The organism is Pseudomonas sp. 2957 (genome assembly GCF_031456345.1).
Taxonomy (GTDB): domain Bacteria; phylum Pseudomonadota; class Gammaproteobacteria; order Pseudomonadales; family Pseudomonadaceae; genus Aquipseudomonas; species Aquipseudomonas siliginis.
The window spans coordinates 423,901-447,691 of sequence record NZ_JAVDUL010000001.1 but is presented as its reverse complement, the minus strand read 5'-3'; the positions used below and the strand labels follow the sequence as shown (position 1 = coordinate 447,691).

Below are 23,791 nucleotides of genomic sequence, written 5' to 3'. Positions count from 1 at the left end.
ATCAGCCCAGGTTGTCCTGAATCACGCTCAACACTTTACGCGCGACATCGGCCGGCGCGACGGTGTTGATGTTCTTTTCGACGGTGACCTGGATGTTCTCGCCCACCTTGCTCAGGCGAACCTGATAACGCTCGGCGCGGGCTTCGACTTCTTCCTTGCTCGGCGCACTGCCGAACAGGCTGCTGAAGAAGCCAGGCTTGTCGTCTTTCTTCTCGGCTTTTTCGGCCAGGTTGATGTAGTACAAGCCCAGGCTGCGGTTGATGTCTTCAACGCGCCATTCGCCCTGTTCCAGCGCACGGCCGACGCTCGACCAGGCGCGGTCCAGATCGGTACCGACGTTCAACACCGGGTTGCCGCTGCCGTCTTCGTTCAGGCTGACACGGCTCGGGGCGTCGAAATCACGCGAGGCCAGCATCGACACCGAGCCGCCCTTCTCGGAGGTGCGACTCATGCTCGCGAGCATGTCGTCGACCAGCGCAGCGTCCAGGCCAGTGTTGACCGAACGGTTGGTGAAGGCCACGTCGGCCGTGCTGCCGGCAGGACGCTCGGCGCTGACCACGTAGATTTCACTGGTGTTGCGCTGCACGCCCGGCTCGATACGCACGCGCACGCGGGTTTCGCTGTCGCTGGCGATACCGGCCGCACTCAGGCGCTTGGCCATCGAAGCGGACAGCTCGTCGGAGTGCTGCCAGGTAGTGGTGAACTCGCCGGTCTGTGGACGCTGTTCATCCAGACGGAAACCGTTGTCCTGGAAGAACTGCAGCGCCACTGGCCAGACTTCGGCCGGTGGATGCTGGGCTACGACCCAACGCGAATCACCGCTCTTCTGCAGCGAGTAATCAGTGGCATCGGCAACCGCCGACAGCGGCTGAGGACGCGGCACGACGTATTCGCCCGTCGCGGTGTCATCGGCAACGTTGCGCGGGATCGGCAACAGCGGATCGAGGCGCTTGGCAGTGCTCACATCCGGTGGCAATTGCATCGGTGCAGTCTGTTGCGCTTGCAGGTAATCGCTTCCACGGTCGCGGAAATAACCTTCCGGCCCCCAGACCCATCCGCAGCCACTGGTGCTGGAGATAATCAAGGCAAGTGCGGAAAGTCCGGCCATTCGCTTCATGCGTTGTACTTCCTCAATTAAACCAGGACGTTGCACTGGCGCAGGGCCGAGCGCAGCGTTTCATGACAAGGGGTGCTCAGCCAGGTCAGTGGCAGGCGGATGCCTTCGTGCATCAGGCCCATTTCGACCAAAGCCCACTTCACCGGAATCGGGTTGGCTTCGATGAACAGGTCCTTGTGCAGCGGCATCAGTTTTTCGTTGATTGCGCGTGCGGTATCGGCGTCGCCCTTCAGCGCGGCCTCGCACAGGTCAGCCATTTCGCGCGGGGCGACGTTGGCGGTGACCGAGATGTTGCCTTTGCCGCCCAGCAGGATCAGCTCGACAGCGGTCGGATCATCGCCGGACAGCACGATGAAATCCTTGCTCACGCCATCGATGATCGCTTTGGCGCGCTTGAGGTCGCCGGTGGCTTCCTTGATGCCGATGATGTTCGGCACGGTGGACAGGCGAATCACCGTCTCGGCCTGCATGTCGCAGGAGGTGCGGCCGGGAACGTTGTAGAGAATCTGCGGAATGTCGACCGCTTCAGCGATGTGCTTGAAGTGCTGGTACAGGCCTTCCTGGGTCGGCTTGTTGTAATAAGGAACCACCAGCAGGCAGGCATCGGCGCCGGCGGCCTTGGCGTTGCGGGTCAGCTCGACGGCTTCGCGGGTCGAATTGGCGCCGGTGCCGGCGATGACCGGAATGCGCCCGGCAACCTGTTTGACCACGGCTTTGATGACGGCGATGTGCTCTTCTACATCAAGGGTGGCCGACTCGCCGGTAGTACCGACGGCGACGATGGCATGGGTGCCGTTCTTGAGGTGGAAGTCCACGAGTTTGCTGAGGCTGTCCCAGTCAAGACGCCCTTGTGCATCCATGGGAGTGACCAGTGCCACCATACTGCCCGCAATCATGAAACCGCTCCTGCCGGAAAAAGAGAGCGGTAATGGTACTGGCGCCAAGATGCTTGCACAAGCGAAGTACTGCGCCGCTGCCATTCCCCTTGGCGCCGCTTTTCGCTACCCTTCAGACTTTGATCGGTACAGATCAGCTTGTACGCCGGGTTTCAGCCTCCCCTTTCGGCCTCCCAGGCCCCGTTCCTGCGTCGCATCGACGCGCTCCCGCACAGTGGAGCGAGCCGCGAACGCTGGCCGGAGCTCTTTATACGGACCGCCAGAACAGGCACGCCCGGCCACCAATGCCCGTCAACCTACCGACCGCTCATCGCTTTAGGAATGCTGCATGTCCACCCCCACAGTTCGCGAACAATTCCTTGTCATCAGTGCCCTCGGCGCCAACCCCATGGAGCTGACCAACGTCCTGTGCCGCGCCAGCCATGAAAACCGCTGCGCTGTCGTCACCTCTCGCCTGACCCGCCACGGCGAGTGCAGCGCTCTGGTGCTGGAAGTTTCCGGTAGCTGGGACGCCCTCGCGCGCCTCGAAGGCAGCCTGCCATTGCTGGCCAAGCGTCACGCTTTCACCGTCAACGTGGTGCGCAGCGCCGCTCTGGAAAATCGTCCGCAAGCGCTGCCTTACGTGGCTTACGTCAGCTCGGCGTATCGCCCGGACATCATCAATGAGCTGTGCCAGTTCTTCATGGACCATAACGTCGAACTGGAAAACCTCACCTGCGATACTTACCAGGCTCCGCAGACCGGCGGCACCATGCTCAACGCCACGTTCACCGTGACCCTGCCGGCCAACACGCAGATCAGTTGGCTGCGCGATCAGTTCCTCGATTTCGCCGACGCGATGAACCTGGATGCCCTGATCGAGCCTTGGCGCCCACAAAACCCAATGTAAGGAAGCTTTCATGGCCGTTGTCATCGACCAACCGGTTGCGGATTTCACCGCGCCTGCGACCAGCGGGCAGACCTTCAGCCTGTCCGAACTCAAGGGCAAGCAAGTGGTGATCTATTTCTACCCGAAGGACAGCACCCCGGGCTGCACCACTCAAGGCCAGGGCTTTCGCGATCAATATGCGGCGTTCAAGGCTGCCAACACCGAAGTCTTCGGCATTTCCCGCGACAGCTTGAAGTCGCACGAAAACTTCAAAGGCAAACAGGAATTCCCCTTCGAGCTGATCAGCGATAAGGACGAGGCGGTTTGCCAGCTGTTCGACGTGATCAAGCTGAAAAAGCTGTATGGCAAGGAATACCTGGGCGTTGATCGCAGCACTTTCCTGATTGATAAGGACGGTGTGCTGCGTCAGGAATGGCGTGGCGTGAAAGTGCCGGGGCATGTTGATGCCGTGCTGGCGGCGGCTGAGGCTCTGAATAAAGCCTGATGTTTTTGCTGTGTCGTCACCGACGCCATCGCTGGCAAGCCAGCTCCCACAGGGTTCAGCACATACAAAACCTGTGGGAGCTGGCTTGCCAGCGATGAGGCCAAAGCCTCACCCCGATTTAAAGCAACGGCGCCACCACCGGCTCCTTGCGCGGCCACGCATCGAGCACAGCCTTGAACAGCGTCGCCAGCGGGATCGCAAAGAACACACCCCAGAATCCCCACAATCCGCCAAACAACAACACCGCGCAGATGATCGCCACCGGATGCAGGTTCACTGCTTCCGAAAACAGCAACGGCACCAGCACGTTGCCGTCCAGCGTCTGAATGATTCCGTAGACCGCCATCAGGTAGATGAACTGATCGCTCCAGCCCCACTGGAACAGCGCAATCAGCAGCACCGGCACGGTCACCACTACCGCACCGACATATGGCACCACCACCGACAAGCCGACCAGCAAAGCCAGCAGCGCCGCGTAGTTCAGGCCCAGCGCGATGAAGGCGATGTAGGTCACGCCGCCGCAAATCACGATCTCGATGCCTTTGCCACGTATGTAATTGGCGATCTGCCGGTTCATTTCCTGCGCGACGCGGGTGATCAGCGCGCGCTCGCGAGGCAGATAGCCACGCACCCACTCGCCAATCATCGCCCGATCCTTGAGGAAGAAAAACACCAGAATCGGCACCAGTACCAGGTAGATCATGATGTTCACCAGCAGCGGCAAACTCGACAACGAGAAAGTCAGTGCCCACTGGCCAAACTTGCCAATCTCGCCCCGCGCCGCTTCGATCGCTTGCAAGACTTGCTCGTCGGACACCAGATGCGGATAGCGCTCTGGCAATAGAAGCAGCAGCGACTGCCACTTGGCGAGCATGCCCGGCAACTCGTTGAACAGCGTGATCAACTGATGCCACAGCAGCGGCAGCACCACGACAATAAACAGCATCAGCGCGCCCATGAACAGCGCAAACACCAGCCCCACCGCCACCCCGCCGGGCACACGCAGCCGCTCAAGCGTCACCACCAGGCCTTGCATCAGATACGCCAGCACCATGCCCGCCAATACGGGCGCGAGCATGCCGCCGAGGGTAAGCACGGCGGTGAAGGCGAGAACCAGCAGCACCGCCAGCACCACGGCTTCTTCATCGGAGAAGTAGCGCTGAATCCAGTCGCGTAACACTTTGAACATCAATAATCCCTTCGATCGTTAACGCGCTCGCGTCAGGCTTTTTTCAACCAGTAACGGTAGACGCCAGCCTCGTCTTCTTCGCGCAACAGCGCATGACCGGCCAGTTTGGCAAAGGTACGGAAGTCGCGTTGCGAGCCGGCATCGGTAGCGATCACCTTGAGCACAGCGCCGCTGTGCAGTTTGTTGAGTTCCATTTTTGCCTTGAGCAACGGCAACGGACAGTTCAGGCCACTGGCGTCCAGTTCCACGTCATGGGCTACAGCGTCAGTCATTGCGTCACTCCGGTTCGTTGTCGAGCTGCCTAGAATATCTGGTCGCGGCTTCGGTGTCCGGCTACAGTAAGGTCTTTGTCCTCCAAGGCTTTGTGCATGACTTTTCTGCGCCCTACCCTGCTGACGCTCGCTTGCCTGCTCGCCTCACCAGGCTTTGCCGACGATCTGCCGTCACTCGGCGACGCCAGCTCTGCCATTGTCTCGCCGCAACAGGAATACCAGCTCGGCCGCGCCTGGCTGGCCATGCTGCGCAGTCAGGTTTCCCAGCTCAACGATCCGCAGCTCAAGGACTACGTCGAATCCAGCGTGTACAAGCTGGTCGAGACCAGTCAGGTTTCCGACCGACGCCTGGAATTCATCCTGATCAACAGCCCACAACTCAACGCCTTTGCAGCGCCGGGCGGCGTGGTCGGGGTCAACGGCGGCCTGTTCCTCAACGCCCAGACCGAAGGTGAATACGCCTCGGTGCTCGCTCACGAATTGGCGCACTTGTCGCAACGCCACTTTGCTCGCGGGGTGGAAGCTTCACAAAGAATGCAGGTGCCGATGATGGCCGCGTTGCTGGCCGGCATTGTCATTGCGGCGGCCGGCGGCGGTGATGCCGGCATCGCCACCATCGCTGGCACCCAGGCTGCGGCGTTGCAGGAACAACGGCGCTTCTCGCGACAAAACGAACAGGAGGCAGATCGCATCGGCATCCTCAACCTGGAAAAGGCCGGTTACGATCCGCGCTCGATGCCGACCATGTTCGAACGCCTGATGCGCCAGTACCGCTTTGACGCCAAACCGCCGGAATTCCTCCTGACTCACCCGGTCACCGAATCGCGTATCGCCGATACCCGCAACCGCGCCGAGCAGGCGAAACCGGGCGGCATCGAAGACAGCATGCGCTACCAGTTGATCCGCGCGCGGGTGCAGTTGATCTACGAGGAAACCCCGGGGCTGGGCGCCAAGCGTTTCCGCGCCCTGCTCGATGAAAACCCGAAAAACGATGTCGCGCGATACGGCCTCGCCATCGCGCAAATCAAGGGTGGCCAGCTGAACGAAGCCCGCGAAAATCTCAAGCAATTGTTGGCCAAGTCGCCCAACGAGATTATCTACAACCTCGCTCAGGTCGATCTGGACATCACCAACAATCGCCTGCCCGATGCACAATCACGGGTCGACCGCATGCTCACGCAGTTCCCGGGCAACTATCCGCTGAATCAGGTGCGTGTCGATCTGCTGTTGAAACAGAATCGCGCCGCCGATGCCGAGAAGGCGCTGGACAGCCTGCTCAAGTCCCGCCCGGATGATCCGGACGTCTGGTATCAGGTTGCTGAAACCCGTGGCTTGTCGGGCAACATCATCGGCCTGCACCAGGCGCGAGCCGAGTATTTTGCGCTGGTCGGCGATTACCGCCAGGCCATTCAGCAGTTGGACTTCGCCAAGCGCAAGGCTGGCAACAACTTCCCGCTGTCCTCGCGCATCGATGCCCGCCAGCGTGAGCTGATGGAACAGGAGCGTATGGTCAAGGACATGATGGGCTGAGTCTTTCCAGACAAGACAAAAACTTCAGACACAAAAAAACCGCCTCTTTCGAGGCGGTTTCTTTTTTACCTTGTTGCAGGCTTATTCAGCCAGTTTAAAGGTGATGAAGCTGGCACGGCCCTGACGCAGCACGCGCATCGACACCGAACGGTTCTTCGGCAATGCCTTGGCAATGTCGGTGAACTCCTTGGCCGAGCCGATGGCCTGGTTGTTCAGATGAGTAATCACATCACCCGGCTGCAGACCGATCAGGGCCGCAGGACCGTCCTGCACTTCCTTGATCACCACACCACCTTTGAGGTCGTAGGCTTTCTTCTGCTCGGCGGTCAATTCGCCGACCGCAACACCCAAGCGGTTGCTGCTGCTTTCCGCGCCGGATTTCGGCAGTGCGTCCAGCTCTTTATCCTCGTCCGGGATTGCGCCGACAGTCAGCTCGACGTTCTTGCGCTTGCCTTCTCGAATCACTTCCAGATTAGCTTTGGCGCCAGCCTTCAGCGCGCCGACCAGATGCGGCAGATCGGCAGACATGACGATCGGCTGACCGTTCATGCTCAGGATCACGTCGCCAACCTGCAGGCCGCCCTTGGCCGCAGGGCCGTCATCCTGGATCTGCGCTACCAGCGCGCCAGCTGGCTTGTCCAGACCAAATGACTCGGCGAGGTCCTTGTTCACTTCCTGAATGACCACGCCCAGCCAGCCGCGGCTGACTTTGCCACCGCTCTTGAGCTGATTGGAAACGTCCATAGCCACGTCGATCGGGATGGCAAACGAAACGCCCATGAAGCCACCGGAGCGGGTGTAGATCTGCGAGTTGATGCCGACCACTTCACCGTTCAGGTTGAACAGCGGGCCACCGGAGTTGCCCGGGTTGATCGGCACGTCGGTTTGAATGAACGGCACATAGTTTTCGTTCGGCAGGCTGCGGCCGACAGCGCTGACGATGCCTTGGGTCACGGTGTGGTCAAAGCCGAATGGCGAACCGATCGCGACGACCCACTGGCCAGCCTTCAGATCCTGGGATTTGCCGAGCTTGAGCACCGGCAGATCCTTGCCTTCGATTTTCAGCAACGCCACGTCGGAACGTGGATCGGTGCCGACCAGCTTGGCTTTCATCTCACTGCGGTCAGCCAGACGGACGAGGATTTCGTCAGCATCGGCGATCACGTGGTTGTTGGTGAGGATGTAGCCATCCGGCGAAATGATGAACCCCGAACCCAGCGATTGCGCTTCACGCTGACGCCCGTCGCCACGCGGCGAGCGCTGCTGAGGCGGCATGCCGCGCTCAAAGAATTCGCGCAGCATCGGTGGCAGACCTTCCAGATCCGGCATCTGCTGATTCACGCGACGGTCCGGCAGTTTCTGCGTGGTACTGATATTCACTACCGCTGGCGACGCTTGTTCGACCAACTGGGTGAAATCAGGCAGATCGGCCGCTTGCGCAGCAGGGACCGCCTGACCGAGCAACAGCACGGTGGCGAAGATGGAAAGATAAGACTTCAAACTAGGTATCGACATACAGCTCCCGTTACGACGAGCAGGGTTAAGCGATATGGAGCAAAGGAACACCGGAAACCACAGACCGGTATTTTTGTTCCGGGAACAACAAACAAGGCCAGAGCCGTGAGGCTCTGACCTATAAAAAATTTTCAGGGGTTTTGCAAATGAAAATGCTCAGCAAACATTTCGACGTCTCGACGACGAGGTGGAAATGACTGAAATCAGCTCACTGCTTGCTGGTCGCAGCGCCATCGTTGTTACGCATCGATAGAGCAATTCGTTCGGCGGTGCCAATCGGGATTTCGCCAACCACCGTCACCATCATTTCACCTTGCGGTGTAGTCAAACGACGGGATACCGCGACGGTCGGACCCAACTGAGTGCGGGTGTCGGTGACGGTGGCACCGTTCAATGGCTCAAGGAACACCGAGAAACGCGCCAGGCCATCGTCATACATCAAGCTGCTGACCTGGGTATTGGTCTGCGCATCCTTGTGCGAACTGCTGCTGGTCAGCTCGAAGCCGGGCGGCAGCCAGTCCGAACGCCAGTTTTGCACGGTCTTCGCCGCAGAAGCCTTGTCGCTTGCGATGTTGATCGGCTTGCAATCGGCGTCTGCCATCAAATCCTTGTCCGACGGGACTTCATCGGTGTCGAGGCTGGTGAACTGAAAGCGCTCGAGCAATTGCCCTTTATCGTTCAACAGCAACGACTTGAGCGGCAGGCCGGTTTTCTTGTCCAGATGCAGCTCGAAACCGTATCGGTGCTGATCACGAGGGGTCAGCGACACGATCACTGCATCACGACCGGCCACGCGCGACTTGCCAATGACAGCAAGGTCATACCAATTCTTCAGCTTTTTGGGATCCAGCGCACGGGCGGCAGCGTTGGGCGAGTCACCCAATCCCGCAATCAGTGTGCCGCTGACGCATTGAGTACGTCCATCAATGCGCACGACTTCCTGAGCCGAACCGTCGAGCTGCAATAACCGCTCGCGGACCTGGCCATTCTGGACACGATGCCAGATGTTGTGCGTGGAAAAACTGCCGTTGCGCTCGTAAACGAAAGTACCGTGAAAGCTTTGCTGCTGCTCGGCCTGGCCCAGACGGGTCAACCAGTCCTGGGCCTCGTCAGCGTGGGCTGGAACGATGAACCAGCCACTGAGCAGAAGCGAAAGTAGAGGGATGGCGCGCATGATCCTCCTTAACGGTTTTCCAGGCTTGCGGCACGTGCGTATGGCAGCGCGCTTTCAGTTCCTTTGAGTGCAGCCTGCTGAGCGTGCTGACGCAGATAGCCTGGCAGACGCTGATCATGCCAGCCTGGCTGTCCTTGCAGAACGCCGTTAGCCATAGGACCAGTCGCTTCCGAGCTTTCGCTGTAACCAGCCAGAACTGCCGGACCCTTGACCTGTGGAGTGGCCAGAGTTGGCTGATTCGACTGCTGTGCCAGTTCAACACCAGCGATTTCGTCCTGATTGTACAGACGAACACCGGCCAGAACGGCCACGGTTACCGAAGCGGCAACAGCGAGGCGACCCAGGTTACGCCATGGGCTGCGGGATACTTTGGCCGGAGCCGTTTCGTCTTCCAGCGCAGCGGACACTGCCGCAGCGATATCCAGACGCGGAAGCAGCAGATCCTTGTGCATGGCTGCCCGAGCGATCTGGTAACGAGCCCAGGTCTCACGGGTATCAACATCATCCAGTGCGCTAAGCACTCGACGCAATTCCAGTTCGTCCGCTTCGTTATCCATCACTGCGGACAGCGATTCCTGCAGGGCTTCACGACTCATGGCGTTCCTCTCTTGGCTGTCGCCGCTGTCTCAGTTTTCCTGCAACAACGGTTGCAGGGCTTTGTCGATGGCCTCCCGAGCGCGGAAAATCCGGGAGCGCACGGTACCCACCGGACACTGCATGACGCTCGCAATGTCCTCGTAACTCAGACCATCGAATTCACGTAAAGTTAAAGCCGTACGCAAATCCTCTGGCAGTTGCTGGATGGTCCGATGGACGGTGCCTTCGATCTCATCCCGCAGCAATGCACGTTCTGGTGATTCGAGATCCTTGAGGCCGTGATCGCCATCATAGAACTCCGCATCCTCCGAACTTACATCGCTATCCGGCGGCCGACGGCCGCGGGAAACCAGGTAGTTCTTTGCCGTGTTAATGGCAATACGGTACAGCCACGTATAAAACGCACTGTCACCGCGGAAATTTCCAAGTGCCCGATACGCCTTGATAAAGGCTTCCTGAGCAACGTCCTGGGCTTCATGGGTGTCGTGCACAAAACGCACGATCAACCCGAGAATTTTGTGCTGATATTTCAGCACCAGCAGATCGAAAGCTCGCTTGTCGCCACGCTGTACGCGTTCGACCAGCTGCTGATCCTCTTCCTGGGTTAGCATGAACACTCCTCGATAAGCCCGGAGGAGACTTGCATTACTAAACGACCAGACTTGCAAACATAGACTCGGGCTTTTCGCAAAAGTTCTCCCCCTCCAAGCAAGTTTCCTGCGGGCTCTGATTTGGCACGCACGAAAAACGCAGCGCGGGATAAACCGGCTGCGCGAATAATCTTGTTATCGGTTTCGCCGGCAGGAATCCAAACGCAGATCCCGCACTGAAGCCGACACTGTCCCTGGTTTCTGGCACCGTCTATTGATCTTGGGCCTTTGGCAAAAGTTCCAATTATTTATAGCCGTACCCACCTGACATTGCGCAACCCTGCTCGGAAAAGTCTGTTTCAGCTCCGATACAGGTGTCTTTTTCCCAAACCGGCAAAAAAACTTCCGACGAAGCACAGCGCTTTTTACCGCGCAGTAGTCTCACAATGCCATCTGGGCCTGGCTATTGTGCCGCCCAACCCCTCTATATACTAGTGGGCTGTGTGGCTGTCTTGACTCGCCGATCCAGCTGTCTTGCGCCAACCCCGACCCGGGTCGCTTTGAGCGGAATCCTGAAATGAGCCAACAGTTCCAACACGATGTTCTGGTGATTGGCAGCGGTGCTGCCGGTTTGACTCTCGCTTTGACCTTGCCCGGTCATCTGCGCATTGCCGTATTGAGCAAAGGCGATCTCGCCAACGGTTCGACCTTCTGGGCCCAAGGCGGCGTGGCCGCGGTGCTCGACGATACCGATACTGTCGAATCCCACGTCGACGACACCCTCAACGCTGGCGGCGGCTTGTGTCACGAAGACGCGGTGCGTTTCACCGTCGAGCACAGCCGCGAAGCCATCCAATGGCTGATTGACCAGGGTGTGCCGTTCACCCGCGACGAACAGTCCGGCACTGAAGATGGTGGTTTCGAATTTCACCTGACCCGCGAAGGCGGCCACAGTCATCGGCGCATCATCCATGCTGCAGACGCCACCGGTGCCGCGATCTTCAAAACCTTGCTGGCCCAGGCCAAAGAGCGCGAGAACATCGAACTGCTGGAACAGCGGGTGGCCGTTGATCTCATCACCGAGCGCCGCTTGGGCATGGAAGGCGATCGCTGCCTCGGCGCCTACGTGCTGAACCGCGCCACGGGCGAAGTCGACACCTACGGCGCACGTTTCGTGATTCTGGCTTCGGGCGGCGCGGCCAAGGTCTACCTTTATACCAGCAACCCCGACGGCGCCTGCGGTGACGGCATCGCCATGGCCTGGCGCTCCGGTTGCCGGGTGGCGAACCTGGAATTCAACCAGTTCCACCCGACCTGCCTGTATCACCCGCAAGCCAAGAGTTTCCTGATCACTGAGGCGTTGCGTGGCGAAGGCGCGCATTTGAAGCTGCCCAACGGCGAGCGCTTCATGTATCGCTTCGATAAACGCGCGGAGCTGGCGCCTCGTGACATTGTCGCGCGGGCCATCGACCATGAAATGAAGCGTCTGGGTGTCGACTGCGTATATCTCGACATCAGCCACAAGCCTGAATCGTTCGTAAAAACTCACTTCCCAACTGTTTATGAACGCTGCCTGGGCTTCGGCATCGACATCACCAAACAACCGATCCCGGTCGTCCCCGCCGCGCACTACACCTGTGGCGGGGTGATGGTCGATCAGCACGGTCGCACCGACGTGCCCGGCCTCTACGCCATCGGCGAAACCAGCTTCACCGGCCTGCACGGCGCCAATCGCATGGCCAGCAACTCACTCCTGGAATGCTTCGTTTATGCCCGTTCGGCAGCGGCGGACATTCTCGCGCAACTTGATGAGGTCGCGGCACCAAAAGCCCTGCCCGCTTGGGACGCCAGCCAGGTCACCGACTCGGATGAAGACGTGATCATCGCGCACAACTGGGACGAGTTGCGCCGATTCATGTGGGACTACGTCGGCATCGTGCGCACCAACAAGCGCCTGCAACGGGCGCAGCACCGGGTGCGTCTCCTGCTGGATGAGATCGATGAGTTTTACAGCAACTATAAAGTCAGCCGCGACCTGATCGAGCTGCGCAATCTGGCACAGGTTGCCGAATTGATGATCAGCTCAGCCATGGAACGCAAGGAAAGTCGCGGGCTGCACTACACCCTCGACTATCCGGATATGCTGCCCGAAGCGCTCGACACTATTCTGGTGCCGCCCACCTACGCCGGCTGAACTTGAGCCGCACTCGCAGGCGTCGGTGCAGATCCGCCGCCTGCGAGTCACGTGGTACGCAGATCGACCTGACCCGCCACTCTCCGCGCAAACGAAAGCGCAACACCACAATCAATGGCAGCGCCAGACTGTCCGGGCGCAGTTGCACCGCTTGCCAGCCATCAGCCTGATTCCAGACCTGCCAGCCATCGCCATCGCGGCGCAAGCCGCAGAATGCTTTCGGGTGGTTCAGCAGAATCTGCCGTGGCAGCACCCAAAAACCATGCAGCGCACAGACGCAAGCGCCGAGCAGACTGGCCCAGAGTGGAATCGACAGAAGAAACAACGAGCCCATGGCGAACGCCTGGGCCAACAGATACGCCGCCAGCAACTGCCGTGAGGCATGCCAGCGGCATTCGAACGTATTACTTGGGCTGGACACGATCCAGAATCATCCGGACCATGCGTTGCAGCTCGGGATCTTCCGACTCGCTGCGCTCCATGAACCAGCCGAACATGTCCTGATCCTCACAGGTCAGCAAACGCACGTACAGATCGCGATCCACTTGATTCAACGTCGCGTAAACCTCCTGCACGAACGGCACCAGCAGCACGTCAAGCTCAAGCATGCCGCGACGGCTGTGCCAAAAGAGGCGATTCAGTTCAACTTGTTCGACCATGGAGCCCTCCTCGAATTTGCCGGGCAGTATACAGCCCCGGCGCGGGCCGCACAGTCGGCTTTGGTCGGGGACCCCTGATCCTTTATCAACTACCCATTTCAACCCTGCCCCCTTATGATGTGCCCCAGTCTATTTACCCTGCGATGACCCATGGCCGATTCTGCTTTTTTCTGCACCCTGTCTCATGAAGGCGTACTCGCGGTTCGCGGTGCGGACGCCGGAAAATTCCTGCAAGGCCAGTTGACCTGCAACATCAATTACCTGAGCGACACCCACGCCAGCCTCGGCGCCCGCTGCACACAGAAAGGCCGGATGCAGTCGAGCTTCCGCATTCTGCTTGAAGGTGACGGCGTGGTGATGGCGATGGCCAGCGAGCTGCTCGAACCGCAACTGGCCGACCTGAAAAAGTACGCAGTGTTCTCCAAATCGAAACTGACCGATGAAAGCGCCGCCTGGGTGCGCTTCGGTCTGGCGCATGGCGACGTAGCCCTGACCAGCCTCGGTCTGGCACTGCCCGCCGAAACCGACAGCGTTGTGCGCAACGAAGGCCTGATCGCAATTCGCGTTTCGCCCGAGCGCGCCGAACTCTGGGTGCCTGCCGCTCAGGCGCAAAGCGTGCAAAGCCAACTGTCGACTGCGCTGCCTGAGGCCGAACTGAATCAATGGCTGCTGGGCCAGATCCGCGCCGGTATCGGCCAGGTCATGCCTTCCACCCGCGAGCTGTTTATCCCGCAGATGCTCAATTTGCAGGCGGTCGGCGGCGTGAGTTTCAAGAAAGGCTGCTACACCGGCCAGGAAATCGTCGCGCGCATGCAGTACCTGGGCAAGCTCAAGCGGCGCCTGTACCGCCTGCGCCTCGACGCGGCCGAGTTGCCGGAGCCCGGCACTCAGTTGTTCGCGCCCAGCCACAACAGCTCGATCGGCGAAGTGGTGCTGGCGGCCAATGCCGAGGGAAACATTGAACTCCTGGCCGTGTTGCAGGCCGAAGCTGCCGAAGCCGGTGATTTGCGTCTGGGCGCCCTCGAAGGCCCCGCGTTGCACGTGCTCGACCTGCCTTACGAACTGGATCGCGACCGCGAAATCCAGCGTTGATCGCAGCATTGTTGCAACACCCTAGAGAGTCCAAATGAGCGAACTGGCGGAAAAGGTCCAACAGGATTTGGTTGCGGCCATCGATAACGATGACCTGGTTCTGCCAACGTTGCCGGAAGTGGCCCTGCAAATTCGCAAGGCCGCCGAGGATCCGGAAATCAGCGTCAGCGATCTGAGCAAAGTCATCGGCCGCGACACCGCGCTGTCGGCGCGCCTGATCAAAGTGGTCAACAGTCCCCTGCTGCGCGCCGCGCAGGAAGTCACCGACCTGCACACCGCCATTACCCGTTTGGGCATCAACTACAGCAGCAACCTGGCGATCGGTCTGGTGATGGAGCAGATCTTCAATGCCCGCTCCGAGGTGGTCGAACAGAAGATGCGCGAAGTCTGGCGCAGCAGTCTGGAAATCGCTGGCGTCAGCTATGCGCTGTGTCGTCGTCACACTCAGCTCAAACCCGATCAGGCGGCACTCGGCGGGCTGGTGCATCAGATTGGAGTGCTGCCGATTCTGACTTACGCCGAAGACCACAATGAACTGCTCTCCGATGCGGTCAGCCTGACCCATGTGATCGAGCAGATTCACCCATTGCTCGGCGAGAAATTGCTGCGGGTCTGGGAGTTTCCCGAGCGCCTGGTGCATTTGCCGTTGCTGTATCAAGACTTCAGCCGCGACTCGACGCGCATCGATTACGTCGATGTCGTGCAGGTGGCCAATTTGTATTGCCGCAAGGACACCGATCATCCGTTTGCGCGGATTGATCCGCTCAGTGTGCCGGCGTTCAGGAAGCTGGGGATTGATCCGGAGAACAAGCAATTTTGCGCGGATCTGGAAGAATCGCGGTCGATGTTCTACTGACCTGTGGTGAGGGGATTTATCCCCGTTGGGTTGCGAAGCGACCCTAGACTCTGCGATGCGAACCGCGACTGCTGCGCAGCCGAGCGGGGATAAATCCCCTCGTCACAAAAGCACTACCCGGCAATAAAACTGACCCGCACCTTCAACCCTGCCTGCTCGCCATCATGCAAGGTGATCTGCGCCAGATGCGCGCGACAGATCTCGCCGACAATCGCCAAGCCCAGACCTGAACCGGCGACCTGCTGATTACGCCGGTAAAACCGCTCGAACACCCGATCGCGCTCATGCAGCGGGATCCCGGGCCCGTCGTCCTCAACCTCAAGCACCGCCGGCGCCGTCACCCGCAAAATCACATTGCCGCCTGGTGGCGTATGCGCCAGCGCGTTGTCGACCAGATTGCTCAACAGTTCATTGAGCAGCGTCGGCTCACCGCGCAGCCACACCGGTTCATCCGCTTCAAGCGCCAGCGCCACGCCGCGCTTGTGCGCCAAAGGCGCCATGGCCATGCCCAGCTCTCGGGCCAATTGACTCAGATCGAGCAACTGCGCGCCGCCCTCGGCAATCGCCCGCGCACCGTTTTCGACCCGGGCCAGCGACAGCAGCTGATTGGCCAGATGGGTCAGGCGATCGGTGCTTTGTGCGGATGACTCAAGGGTGGTGCGCCAGGTTTCCGGTTCGTTTGAGCGCAGGCCCAATTCCAGGCGTGCCTTGAGTGCCGCCAGCGGCGTGCGCAACTCGTGAGCGGCATCGGCGATGAACTGCGCCTGCCGCTCGAACTGGCCGCGTAGCCTTTCGGTGAAATGATTGAGCGCGCGGACCAAGGGTCCCAGTTCATGCTGCACTTCCACCAACGGCAGTGGCCGCAAGTCGTCGGGCTGGCGTTCCTCAACGGCGGTTCTTAACCGCTCCAGCGGGCGCAACGCCGCACTCACCGCGAACCACACCAGCAACAATGCGCCCACGGCCAGCATGCCCAGGCGCAGCAACGTATCGGCCGCCAGACTGCGCGCCATGCTGACCCGCGCTTCGTCGGTTTCAGCCACGCGGATCTCCGCCATGCCGTTCATGTTCGGCTCGCTTACGGCCTTGAGCAGGCTGACCACGCGCACGTTCTGGCCGTTGTACTTCGCGTTGTAAAAGCGCGCCAGCGCCGGATAGCTGTCGGTGCGCGGCGTGCCGGGCGGTGGCCCGGGAAGATTTTCGTAGCCGGAAATCAGCTTCTGGTGAATGTCGTTGACCTGGTAATAGATGCGCCCGGCGCTGTCGTAGGCGAAGGTGTCCAGCGCCACGTAAGGCACATCGGCGCTGAGGCTGCCATCGCGCTGCGACAACCCGGCAGCGATGGTGCGTGCCGAGGCCAGCAGCGTGCGGTCATACGCGGTGTCGGCGGCTTCGCGACCGTTCCAGTAAGCGCTCAAGCCGCTGGCGAGCATCAGCACCACCAGCAACCATCCAAGGTTCCACAGCAACCGCCAGCGCAGGCTGCTGGGCTTATGCATCGCGGCTTTCCAGCAGATAGCCGAGGCCACGGAAGGTGACGATGGCCACGGGCTGGCCATCGAGTTTCTTGCGCAAGCGGTGCACATAGATTTCGATGGCGTCGGGGCTGGCTTCTTCGTCGAGGCCGAACACCTGCGCGGCCAGTTGCTCCTTGCTCATCACTCGCCCCGGCCGCGCGATCAACGCTTCGAGAACGGCTTGCTCGCGCGAGGTGAGGGTCAGCAGTTCGTCGCCGAGGGTGAAGCGCCGTGTGTCGAGGTCGTAAGCCAGCACGCCACAGCGCTGCTGACGCTCGCCGCCCAGCACACTGCGGCGCAGTAAGGCTTTGACCCGCGCTTCCAGTTCCGTCAGCTCAAACGGCTTGGCCAGGTAGTCGTCAGCACCGAGATTGAGACCATGCACGCGATCCTTGACGTCACTGCGCGCGGTCAGCATCAACACCGGCAGGTTCTTGCCGCGAGCACGCAGCCGCGCCAGTACCTCGAAGCCGTCCATGCGCGGCAGGCCTACGTCGAGGATCGCCACGGCGTATTCCTCGCTGCCCAACGCCAGGTCGGCAGCTACGCCATCGTGCAACACATCCACCGTCAGACCGGTGCTCTTGAGCGCCTGAGCCACGCTTTCGGCCAGTTGCAAATGGTCTTCGACGAGCAGGACACGCATGGATTTTTACCTCGTTCAGGGTTGGCCGACGCCACGCTTTGTCGCGGAGTTTACAGCCGCAACCGCCGCTGTGAAGCCCGAAAAACCGCGAAAGACAATTGAAAGGTTGTTGAAAGGTTAGCCGGTTAGAGTCGGCCCACGGACAGTTTCGACTGTCGCCGCTGCCGCCACACAGCGCAACGAAAAACGCCATGAAGCGTTTTCGACTCATAAGAACAATAACGGAGTACCCCAGCATGCCCTCCATGCGCACCAAGGCTGTAATGCCTGCTCGCCTTGCTCGATTCCACCGTTGCACCGTCGGCTTCTCGCCGCAGTCCTGTTTCCCCTCCGTTGTTTCAGTCGTTGCGCGCGCGCCGCGAGAAAACTGCGCCTGCCGCTAGGTTTTCGCGTTGCCCTTTGGTCATTCGGTCCATCCATAACAACAACTCCTCTGGAGACTCAAATGAACGTATCACTGCGTAAAGTTGCTCTCGCCGCTGGCGCGATGCTGTTTGCCGGCCAACTCATGGCCGAGCCGAAACGTCCGGAATGCATCGCCCCCGCCTCCCCCGGCGGTGGTTTCGACCTGACCTGCAAACTGGTGCAGAGCGCACTGGTCAACCAGAAGTTGCTGAGCAAGCCGATGCGCGTCACCTACATGCCCGGCGGTGTCGGCGCGGTGGCGTACAACGCGGTGGTCGCGCAACGTCCGGCGGACGCCGGCACGCTGGTCGCGTGGTCGAGCGGTTCGCTGTTGAACCTGGCCCAGGGCAAGTTCGGCCGCTTCGATGAAACCAACGTGCGCTGGCTCGCGGCCGTCGGCACCAGCTACGGTGCCATCGCAGTGAAAAGCGATTCGCCCTACAAGACCCTCGACGATCTCGTTCAGGCGTTGAAGAAAGATCCAGGCTCGGTGGTTATCGGCTCCGGCGGCACCGTCGGCAGCCAGGACTGGATGCAGACCGCACTGATCGCCAAGGCCGCCGGCATCAACCCGCGCGAGCTGCGTTATGTGGCACTCGAAGGCGGCGGTGAGATCGCCACGGCCCTGCTCGGCGGCCACATCCAGGTCGGCAGTACCGACATCTCCGACTCCATGCCGCACATCCAGAGCGGTGACATGCGCCTGCTCGCGGTGTTCTCGGACAAGCGTCTCGACGAACCGGAAATGAAGGACATCCCGACCGCTCGCGAGCAAGGCTACGACATCGTCTGGCCGGTGGTGCGCGGCTTCTACCTCGGGCCAAAAGTCAGCGACGAAGACTACGCCTGGTGGAAAGACTCGTTCGACAAACTGCTGGCTTCCGACGAGTTCGCCAAGCTGCGCGATCAGCGTGAGCTGTTCCCGTTCGCCATGACCGGCCCGGAACTGGACACCTACGTGAAGAAGCAGGTCGCCGACTACAAAGTGCTGGCCAAAGAGTTCGGCCTGATCCAGTGATCGTCTCTGTCTAGTGGCTGCGTCTCCTACGCGGGGACGCAGCACAGGAGCTCCCATGCTTATTCAACGCATTTTCGCCTCGGTGTTGCTGCTGGTGTGTGCCGGCCTGGCATTGATGGCGTGGCCGTATCAAGCGGCTTTTTCCTATGAACCGGTCGGCCCACGCGCCTTCCCGCTGCTGATGCTCGGCCTGATGGGGCTGGCGCTGCTGTACATGGTGGTTCGCCCGGCGCCGATCAAACACAACCCGGATGAGCCGCCGCTGGATCGCGAAACCCTGACCAAGATAGGTCTGTGCGTGGTGTTGCTGCTGGTGTTTGCCGGCACCTTCGAACCCCTTGGCTTCATCGTGGCCAGCATCATTACCGGCGTACCGATGGCCCGTCTCTATGGCGGCCGCTGGCTGCCGAGCGTGGTCATCATCAGCCTGATGGCGGTTGGTCTCTATCTGCTGTTCGATCGCTTGATGGATGTTCCGCTGCCACTCGGCCTGCTCAGCGTCCTGGAGAACTGATATGGATACCCTTGGCTATTTGGGTCAGGGCTTCGGCGTCGCGCTGAGCCCGTACAACCTGGTGACCGCCCTGTGCGGCACCCTGATCGGCACCGTCGTCGGCCTGTTGCCGGGCCTTGGTCCGATCAATGGCGTGGCGTTGCTGATTCCGATCGCGTTCGCGCTCGGCCTGCCGCCGGAGTCGGCACTGATCCTGCTCGCGGCGGTGTATCTGGGCTGCGAATACGGCGGCCGGATCAGCTCGATCCTGCTGAACATTCCGGGTGAAGCCTCGACTGTAATGACCACCCTCGACGGCTACCCGATGGCCCGCAAAGGCATGGCCGGTGTGGCACTGTCGCTGTCGGCGTGGAGTTCGTTCATCGGCGCGTTCATCGCCACGTGTGGCATGGTGCTGTTTGCGCCGCTGCTGGCGAAATGGGCGATTGCCTTCGGACCGGCGGAATACTTCGTGTTGATGGTGTTCGCGATTGTCTGTCTCGGCGGCATGGCTGGTGATCGACCGTTGAAGACCTTTATTGCGGCGCTGATCGGTCTGTTCCTTTCCACCGTCGGCATCGACGCCAACAGTGGCGTGTACCGTTTCACCGGCGACAACATTCACCTGACCGACGGCATTCAGTTCGTCGTGCTGGTGCTGGGTCTGTTCTCGATCAGCGAAATCCTTCTGCTGCTGGAAAAGACCCACCACGGCCAGGAAGCGGTGAAAGCCACCGGCCGGATGATGTTCAACTTCAAGGAAGCGGCGTCGGTTTTCGTCGTCAACGTGCGCTGCGGCGTGCTCGGTTTCATCATGGGCGTGTTGCCCGGTGCCGGCGCGACGCTCGCCAGTGCCGTGGCCTACATGACCGAGAAGCGCATCGCTGGCACCAGCGGCAAATTCGGTGAAGGTGATCCGCGTGGTCTGGCCGCGCCAGAGACCGCAATCGGCGGCGCGGCGTGCGGCGCTCTCGTTCCGATGCTGACCCTCGGCGTTCCGGGTTCGGGCACCACTGCGGTGATGATCGGCGCGCTGTCGCTGTACAACATCACCCCGGGTCCACTGCTGTTCCAACAGCAACCGGACATCGTCTGGGGTCTGATCGCGTCGTTGTTCATCGCCAACGTGATGCTGGTGATCCTCAACATCCCAATGATCCGCGTATTCACTCGCATCCTCGCCGTACCGAACTGGGCGCTGGTGCCGATCATCGCGATCATCACCGGGATCGGCGTTTACGCGGTGCACGCGACCACCTTCGATCTGTTCCTGATGATCGGTATCGGCATCTTCGGTTACATCCTGCGCAAGCTGGATTTCCCGCTGTCGCCGCTGCTGCTGGGCTTCATCCTCGGTGGCTTGATGGAGCAGAACCTGCGTCGCGCGCTGTCGATCTCCAATGGCGCGCTGGAGATTCTCTGGTCGAGTCCGATCACCTTCGGTTGCTGGATCCTCACCGCGATCATGCTGCTGATGCCGCTGATTCGCATCTGGCGTAAACGTTCGGCGGCACGGCGCGTCATTGCCGATGTTTGATCGCTTGTCCCTGAAAGCCTGGTGGGGCACCCCGCTGGTCGGTCTGCTTGGCGGTTTCATCGCCAGTCAGATCGGCTGGCCGCTACCGTGGATGGTCGGCTCGTTGCTGGCGATCATCCTGGTGCGCTGCCTGACGCCGTGGCAACTGGCGGAAATCCCTGGCGGGCGCAAGTGCGGCCAGTGGATCGTCGGCATCGGTATCGGCCTGCACTTCACCCCGCTGGTGATGGAACAGGTGCTCAGCCATTTCGGTTTGATTTTCTTCGGTGCATTGGTCACCAGCCTGTCGGCGGTGGTCGGCGTGTGGCTGATGCGCCGCACCGGCGAGGATCGCGCCACGGCTTTTTTCTCAAGCATGCCCGGTGGTTCCGGGGAGATGGTCAACCTCGGCGCTCGTAACGGTGCACTGCTCAGCCATGTCGCGGCCGGGCAGAGTCTGCGGGTGTTGGTGGTGGTGTTGTGCGTGCCGGCGGCGTTCAAGTATCTGCTCGGTGACGGCACGCCGATTTCTCACGCCGGCAGCGTCGATTGGCGCTGGCTGGCGATTCTGTTTCCGGCGGGCGCCCTGCTCGCCTGGCTCTGGCAGCGTCTGCGCCAACCCAATCCATGGCTGTTCGGGCCGTTGCTGGTCAGTGCGGCGGTGAGCATTACGTGGGATCTGCACATCGGTTTGCCCAACGGCGGCAGTCAGATCGGCCAATGGCTGATTGGCAGCGGCCTGGGCTGTCACTTCAATCGGCAGTTCTTCCGCCGCGCGCCGTCGTTCATGGGCCGGACGTTGATCGGCACGGCGCTGACCATGTTGATCGCGTCGCTGGCGGCGCTGGGCTTGAGTGCATTGACCCATCTGGATCTGCGTTCACTGACCCTGGGCATGATGCCCGGCGGGATCGCCGAGATGAGCCTGACGGCGGAGACCCTGCAACTGTCGGTGCCGCTGGTGACGGCGATGCAGGTGATGCGGCTGTTGTTTGTGCTGTTTCTGGCGGAGCCGTTGTTCAAATACTGGAATCGTCATCCCGCCTAAGTCTGCGAGATCGGGTCGCTCTTTTCGCGAGCAGGCTCGCTCCCACAGGGGGTTTGTGGCTTGCACACAATTCCTGTGGGAGCGAGCCTGCTCGCGAAGGGGCCAACCCGGTCGACACATCAAATCGGTGGCAAGCGCCAGTCGATCGGCGTTTCGCCATTCTGTTCGAGAAACTTGTTGGTCCGGCTGAAATGCCCACAGCCCAAAAACCCGCGATAGGCCGACAACGGCGACGGATGCACCGAGGTCAGCACCAGGTGCTTGGTCGCGTCGATCAGCTTCTGCTTGCTCTGCGCATGGGCGCCCCAGAGCATGAACACCAGATGCGGCTGCCGTTCGCTGACCACCTCAATGATGCGGTCGGTGAAGTGTTGCCAGCCCTTGTCCTTGTGCGCGTTGGCGTTGGCGCGCTCAACCGTCATGGTGGTGTTGAGCAGCAGCACGCCCTGTTCGGCCCAGCTCTGCAGGTAGCCGTGGTTGGGAATGTCGATATTGAGGTCGCGTTTCAGCTCTTTATAGATGTTGACCAGCGACGGCGGCGCCGGCACGCCCGGTTGCACCGAGAAGCACAGACCGTGGGCCTGGCCCGGGCCGTGGTACGGGTCCTGGCCGAGGATCACCACTTTCACCTTGTCCAGCGGCGTCGAATTCAGCGCATTGAAAATCAGCGGCCCCGGCGGATAGATCTCCTTGCCGGCTGCCCGCTCCTGCTGCAGAAAGTTGCGCAACTCTGCCATGTAAGGCTGGTCGAACTCAGCACGCAGTGCCTCCTTCCAGCTCGGTTCGAGTTTGATACGGTCGTCAGCAGTCATGGTCATTTCCGGCAAAAACAATGGGGCGAACCCTAGGAAAGCCGACCACGCTTGTCAATTGATCTGACGCAGATCCGGCACTTTCCCCCATAGCGATCATACTGATCGCTCAAATTCCCGATCGAGGTCACGATGAATCTGCACTTCGAAGAACTTACCGGCACCGACGGCGCCCGCATCGGCATCGCCAGCCTGGATGCCGAAAAATCGTTGAACGCGCTGTCACTGTCGATGATCAACGCCCTCAGCGACAAATTGAACGCCTGGGCCAATGACCCGCAAATCGTCTGCGTGCTGCTGCGCGGCAACGGCAGCAAAGCCTTCTGCGCCGGTGGCGAAGTGCGCAGCCTGGTCGAAGCCTGCCGCGCCCACCCCGGCGAAGTCCCGCCGTTGGCCGCGCAGTTTTTCAGCGCGGAATATCGCCTCGATTACAGCCTGCATACCTATCCGAAGCCGCTGATCTGCTGGGGTCACGGTTACGTGCTTGGCGGCGGCATGGGCCTGTTGCAGGGCGCGAGCACGCGGATCGTCACGCCGAGCAGCCGTCTGGCGATGCCGGAAATCACTATTGGACTGTATCCGGACGTCGGCGCCAGTTGGTTTCTCGCCCGATTGCCGGGCAAGCTCGGCTTGTTTCTCGGCCTGACCGGCGCGCACATCAACGGCCGTGATGCGCTGGATCTGGATCTGGCCGATCGCTTCCTGCTCGACGAACAGCAACCGCAATTGATCGAAGGCCTGCTGCAATTGAACTGGCAGGAACAGACCGCCATGCAGCTCAACAGCCTGCTCAAGGCTCTGCAGCAGGAGGCACTTGAGCAAATGCCCGAAGCGCAGTGGCTGCCGCGTCGCCAGCTGATCGACGAACTGCTCGACGTCAGCGACGTCACCTGTGCGTGGAAAGCCATCAGTCTGCACCGCGACAGCAGCGATCCATTGATCGCCCGAGCGGCGAAAACCATGACCGAGGGCTCGCCGCTGACCGCGCATCTGGTCTGGGAACAGATCAGCCGCGCGCGGCACATGTCGCTGGCCGAAGTATTCCAGATGGAATACACCCTGAGCCTCAATTGCTGCCGTCATCCGGAATTCAGCGAAGGCGTGCGTGCGCGGTTGATCGACAAGGATCAGAAGCCGCACTGGCACTGGCCGGATATCAGTAGCGTGCCGGATGCGGTGGTCGAGGCGCACTTTCATAAGGTCTGGGAGGGACGGCATCCATTGGCGGATCTGACCCAGTATTGAAGTGGCGCGAGGCCCGCTATGGCGACTGGATTTCCAT

At 60.6% G+C, this 23,791-nt stretch carries 24 protein-coding genes; 11 read left to right on the top strand and 13 right to left on the bottom strand.

From position 1 onward, the window contains the following. Position 1: 1 nt before the first annotated feature. A complete protein-coding gene (gene bamC, locus J2Y39_RS02045) occupies positions 2-1,117 on the bottom strand; it encodes an outer membrane protein assembly factor BamC (protein ID WP_016771264.1) in 1,116 nt (371 codons plus the stop codon). Between the two features lie 17 nt (positions 1,118-1,134). Beyond that, on the bottom strand, positions 1,135-2,013 hold the full coding sequence (gene dapA, locus J2Y39_RS02040; RefSeq protein WP_016771265.1) for a 4-hydroxy-tetrahydrodipicolinate synthase: 879 nt from the start codon (positions 2,011-2,013) through the stop codon (positions 1,135-1,137). A 328-nt stretch (positions 2,014-2,341) separates the two neighbouring features. Here dapA and J2Y39_RS02035 point away from each other — a divergent pair, with 328 nt between their 5' ends. Next, positions 2,342-2,902, top strand: a complete 561-nt coding sequence (locus tag J2Y39_RS02035) for a glycine cleavage system protein R (protein ID WP_024012001.1) — start codon at positions 2,342-2,344, stop codon at positions 2,900-2,902. Positions 2,903-2,912: 10 nt separating this feature from the next. After that, entirely contained in the window at positions 2,913-3,386 is a 474-nt protein-coding gene (locus J2Y39_RS02030; protein ID WP_056783542.1) for a peroxiredoxin, read from the top strand. A gap of 118 nt (positions 3,387-3,504) precedes the next feature. On the opposite strand, the gene J2Y39_RS02025 is transcribed toward J2Y39_RS02030, so the two are convergent. Beyond that, positions 3,505-4,575 carry an AI-2E family transporter gene (locus J2Y39_RS02025; protein ID WP_041478862.1) on the bottom strand — a complete coding sequence of 357 codons (1,071 nt, stop codon included), beginning with the start codon at positions 4,573-4,575 and terminating at the stop codon, positions 3,505-3,507. Positions 4,576-4,607: 32 nt separating this feature from the next. Then, positions 4,608-4,847: a sulfurtransferase TusA family protein gene (locus J2Y39_RS02020; RefSeq protein WP_041478863.1), complete on the bottom strand. Its 240-nt coding sequence runs from the start codon at positions 4,845-4,847 to the stop codon at positions 4,608-4,610. Positions 4,848-4,943: 96 nt separating this feature from the next. On the opposite strand from J2Y39_RS02020, the gene J2Y39_RS02015 reads away from it, so the two are divergent. Next, positions 4,944-6,377, top strand: coding sequence for a M48 family metalloprotease (locus J2Y39_RS02015; protein WP_024011999.1), 1,434 nt, complete (start codon positions 4,944-4,946; stop codon positions 6,375-6,377). 81 nt (positions 6,378-6,458) lie between these two features. Here the strand turns inward: J2Y39_RS02015 and J2Y39_RS02010 are convergent, their stop codons facing one another. From J2Y39_RS02010 to rpoE, 4 genes are all read right to left on the bottom strand, one after another. Next, positions 6,459-7,892 carry a DegQ family serine endoprotease gene (locus J2Y39_RS02010; protein ID WP_150742398.1) on the bottom strand — a complete coding sequence of 478 codons (1,434 nt, stop codon included), beginning with the start codon at positions 7,890-7,892 and terminating at the stop codon, positions 6,459-6,461. A 208-nt stretch (positions 7,893-8,100) separates the two neighbouring features. Then, a complete protein-coding gene (locus J2Y39_RS02005) occupies positions 8,101-9,066 on the bottom strand; it encodes a MucB/RseB C-terminal domain-containing protein (protein ID WP_252868946.1) in 966 nt (321 codons plus the stop codon). Between the two features lie 8 nt (positions 9,067-9,074). After that, positions 9,075-9,662 (bottom strand): sigma-E factor negative regulatory protein, encoded by a 588-nt coding sequence (locus J2Y39_RS02000; protein WP_008077804.1) that lies wholly within the window; start codon positions 9,660-9,662, stop codon positions 9,075-9,077. 30 nt (positions 9,663-9,692) lie between these two features. Further along, positions 9,693-10,274: an RNA polymerase sigma factor RpoE gene (gene rpoE, locus J2Y39_RS01995; RefSeq protein WP_003172477.1), complete on the bottom strand. Its 582-nt coding sequence runs from the start codon at positions 10,272-10,274 to the stop codon at positions 9,693-9,695. 556 nt (positions 10,275-10,830) lie between these two features. Here rpoE and nadB point away from each other — a divergent pair. Beyond that, a complete protein-coding gene (gene nadB / locus J2Y39_RS01990) occupies positions 10,831-12,447 on the top strand; it encodes an L-aspartate oxidase (RefSeq protein WP_150636512.1) in 1,617 nt (538 codons plus the stop codon). On the opposite strand, the gene J2Y39_RS01985 is transcribed toward nadB, so the two are convergent. Further along, entirely contained in the window at positions 12,416-12,868 is a 453-nt protein-coding gene (locus J2Y39_RS01985; protein ID WP_095180600.1) for a protein YgfX, read from the bottom strand. The two genes, nadB and J2Y39_RS01985, sit on opposite strands and share 32 nt — an antisense overlap. After that, complete coding sequence (locus J2Y39_RS01980) at positions 12,852-13,106, bottom strand: succinate dehydrogenase assembly factor 2 (protein WP_007911418.1); 255 nt, start codon at positions 13,104-13,106, stop codon at positions 12,852-12,854. Before J2Y39_RS01980 ends, J2Y39_RS01985 begins: the two co-directional genes overlap by 17 nt. A gap of 150 nt (positions 13,107-13,256) precedes the next feature. Here J2Y39_RS01980 and J2Y39_RS01975 point away from each other — a divergent pair, with 150 nt between their 5' ends. Beyond that, positions 13,257-14,198, top strand: a complete 942-nt coding sequence (locus tag J2Y39_RS01975) for a folate-binding protein (protein ID WP_310214759.1) — start codon at positions 13,257-13,259, stop codon at positions 14,196-14,198. 34 nt (positions 14,199-14,232) lie between these two features. Further along, positions 14,233-15,054, top strand: a complete 822-nt coding sequence (locus J2Y39_RS01970; RefSeq protein ID WP_041478868.1) for an HDOD domain-containing protein — start codon at positions 14,233-14,235, stop codon at positions 15,052-15,054. Between the two features lie 113 nt (positions 15,055-15,167). Here the strand turns inward: J2Y39_RS01970 and J2Y39_RS01965 are convergent, their stop codons facing one another. Together J2Y39_RS01965 and J2Y39_RS01960 are read right to left on the bottom strand one after the other, a co-directional pair. Then, a complete protein-coding gene (locus tag J2Y39_RS01965) occupies positions 15,168-16,553 on the bottom strand; it encodes a sensor histidine kinase (RefSeq protein WP_039760888.1) in 1,386 nt (461 codons plus the stop codon). Next, a complete protein-coding gene (locus J2Y39_RS01960; protein ID WP_024011992.1) occupies positions 16,546-17,217 on the bottom strand; it encodes a response regulator in 672 nt (223 codons plus the stop codon). Before J2Y39_RS01960 ends, J2Y39_RS01965 begins: the two co-directional genes overlap by 8 nt. Before the next feature lie 445 nt (positions 17,218-17,662). On the opposite strand from J2Y39_RS01960, the gene J2Y39_RS01955 reads away from it, so the two are divergent. From J2Y39_RS01955 to J2Y39_RS01940, 4 genes are read left to right on the top strand one after another with little or no spacing between them, the layout of a single operon-like run. After that, the gene (locus tag J2Y39_RS01955) at positions 17,663-18,640 is read left to right on the top strand and encodes a tripartite tricarboxylate transporter substrate binding protein (RefSeq protein WP_024011991.1); all 978 of its coding nucleotides are present in this window, start codon (positions 17,663-17,665) and stop codon (positions 18,638-18,640) included. Positions 18,641-18,695: 55 nt separating this feature from the next. Further along, positions 18,696-19,154, top strand: coding sequence for a tripartite tricarboxylate transporter TctB family protein (locus tag J2Y39_RS01950; protein WP_095180598.1), 459 nt, complete (start codon positions 18,696-18,698; stop codon positions 19,152-19,154). 1 nt (position 19,155) lies between these two features. Further along, a complete protein-coding gene (locus tag J2Y39_RS01945) occupies positions 19,156-20,670 on the top strand; it encodes a tripartite tricarboxylate transporter permease (RefSeq protein WP_016771277.1) in 1,515 nt (504 codons plus the stop codon). After that, positions 20,663-21,697, top strand: a complete 1,035-nt coding sequence (locus J2Y39_RS01940; protein WP_056783516.1) for an AbrB family transcriptional regulator — start codon at positions 20,663-20,665, stop codon at positions 21,695-21,697. Before J2Y39_RS01945 ends, J2Y39_RS01940 begins: the two co-directional genes overlap by 8 nt. Before the next feature lie 119 nt (positions 21,698-21,816). On the opposite strand, the gene ung is transcribed toward J2Y39_RS01940, so the two are convergent. Further along, complete coding sequence (gene ung, locus J2Y39_RS01935) at positions 21,817-22,509, bottom strand: uracil-DNA glycosylase (RefSeq protein ID WP_150636503.1); 693 nt, start codon at positions 22,507-22,509, stop codon at positions 21,817-21,819. A 132-nt stretch (positions 22,510-22,641) separates the two neighbouring features. On the opposite strand from ung, the gene J2Y39_RS01930 reads away from it, so the two are divergent. Beyond that, positions 22,642-23,754, top strand: a complete 1,113-nt coding sequence (locus tag J2Y39_RS01930) for an enoyl-CoA hydratase/isomerase family protein (RefSeq protein WP_310214750.1) — start codon at positions 22,642-22,644, stop codon at positions 23,752-23,754. The last annotated feature ends 37 nt before the right edge of the window (positions 23,755-23,791 follow it).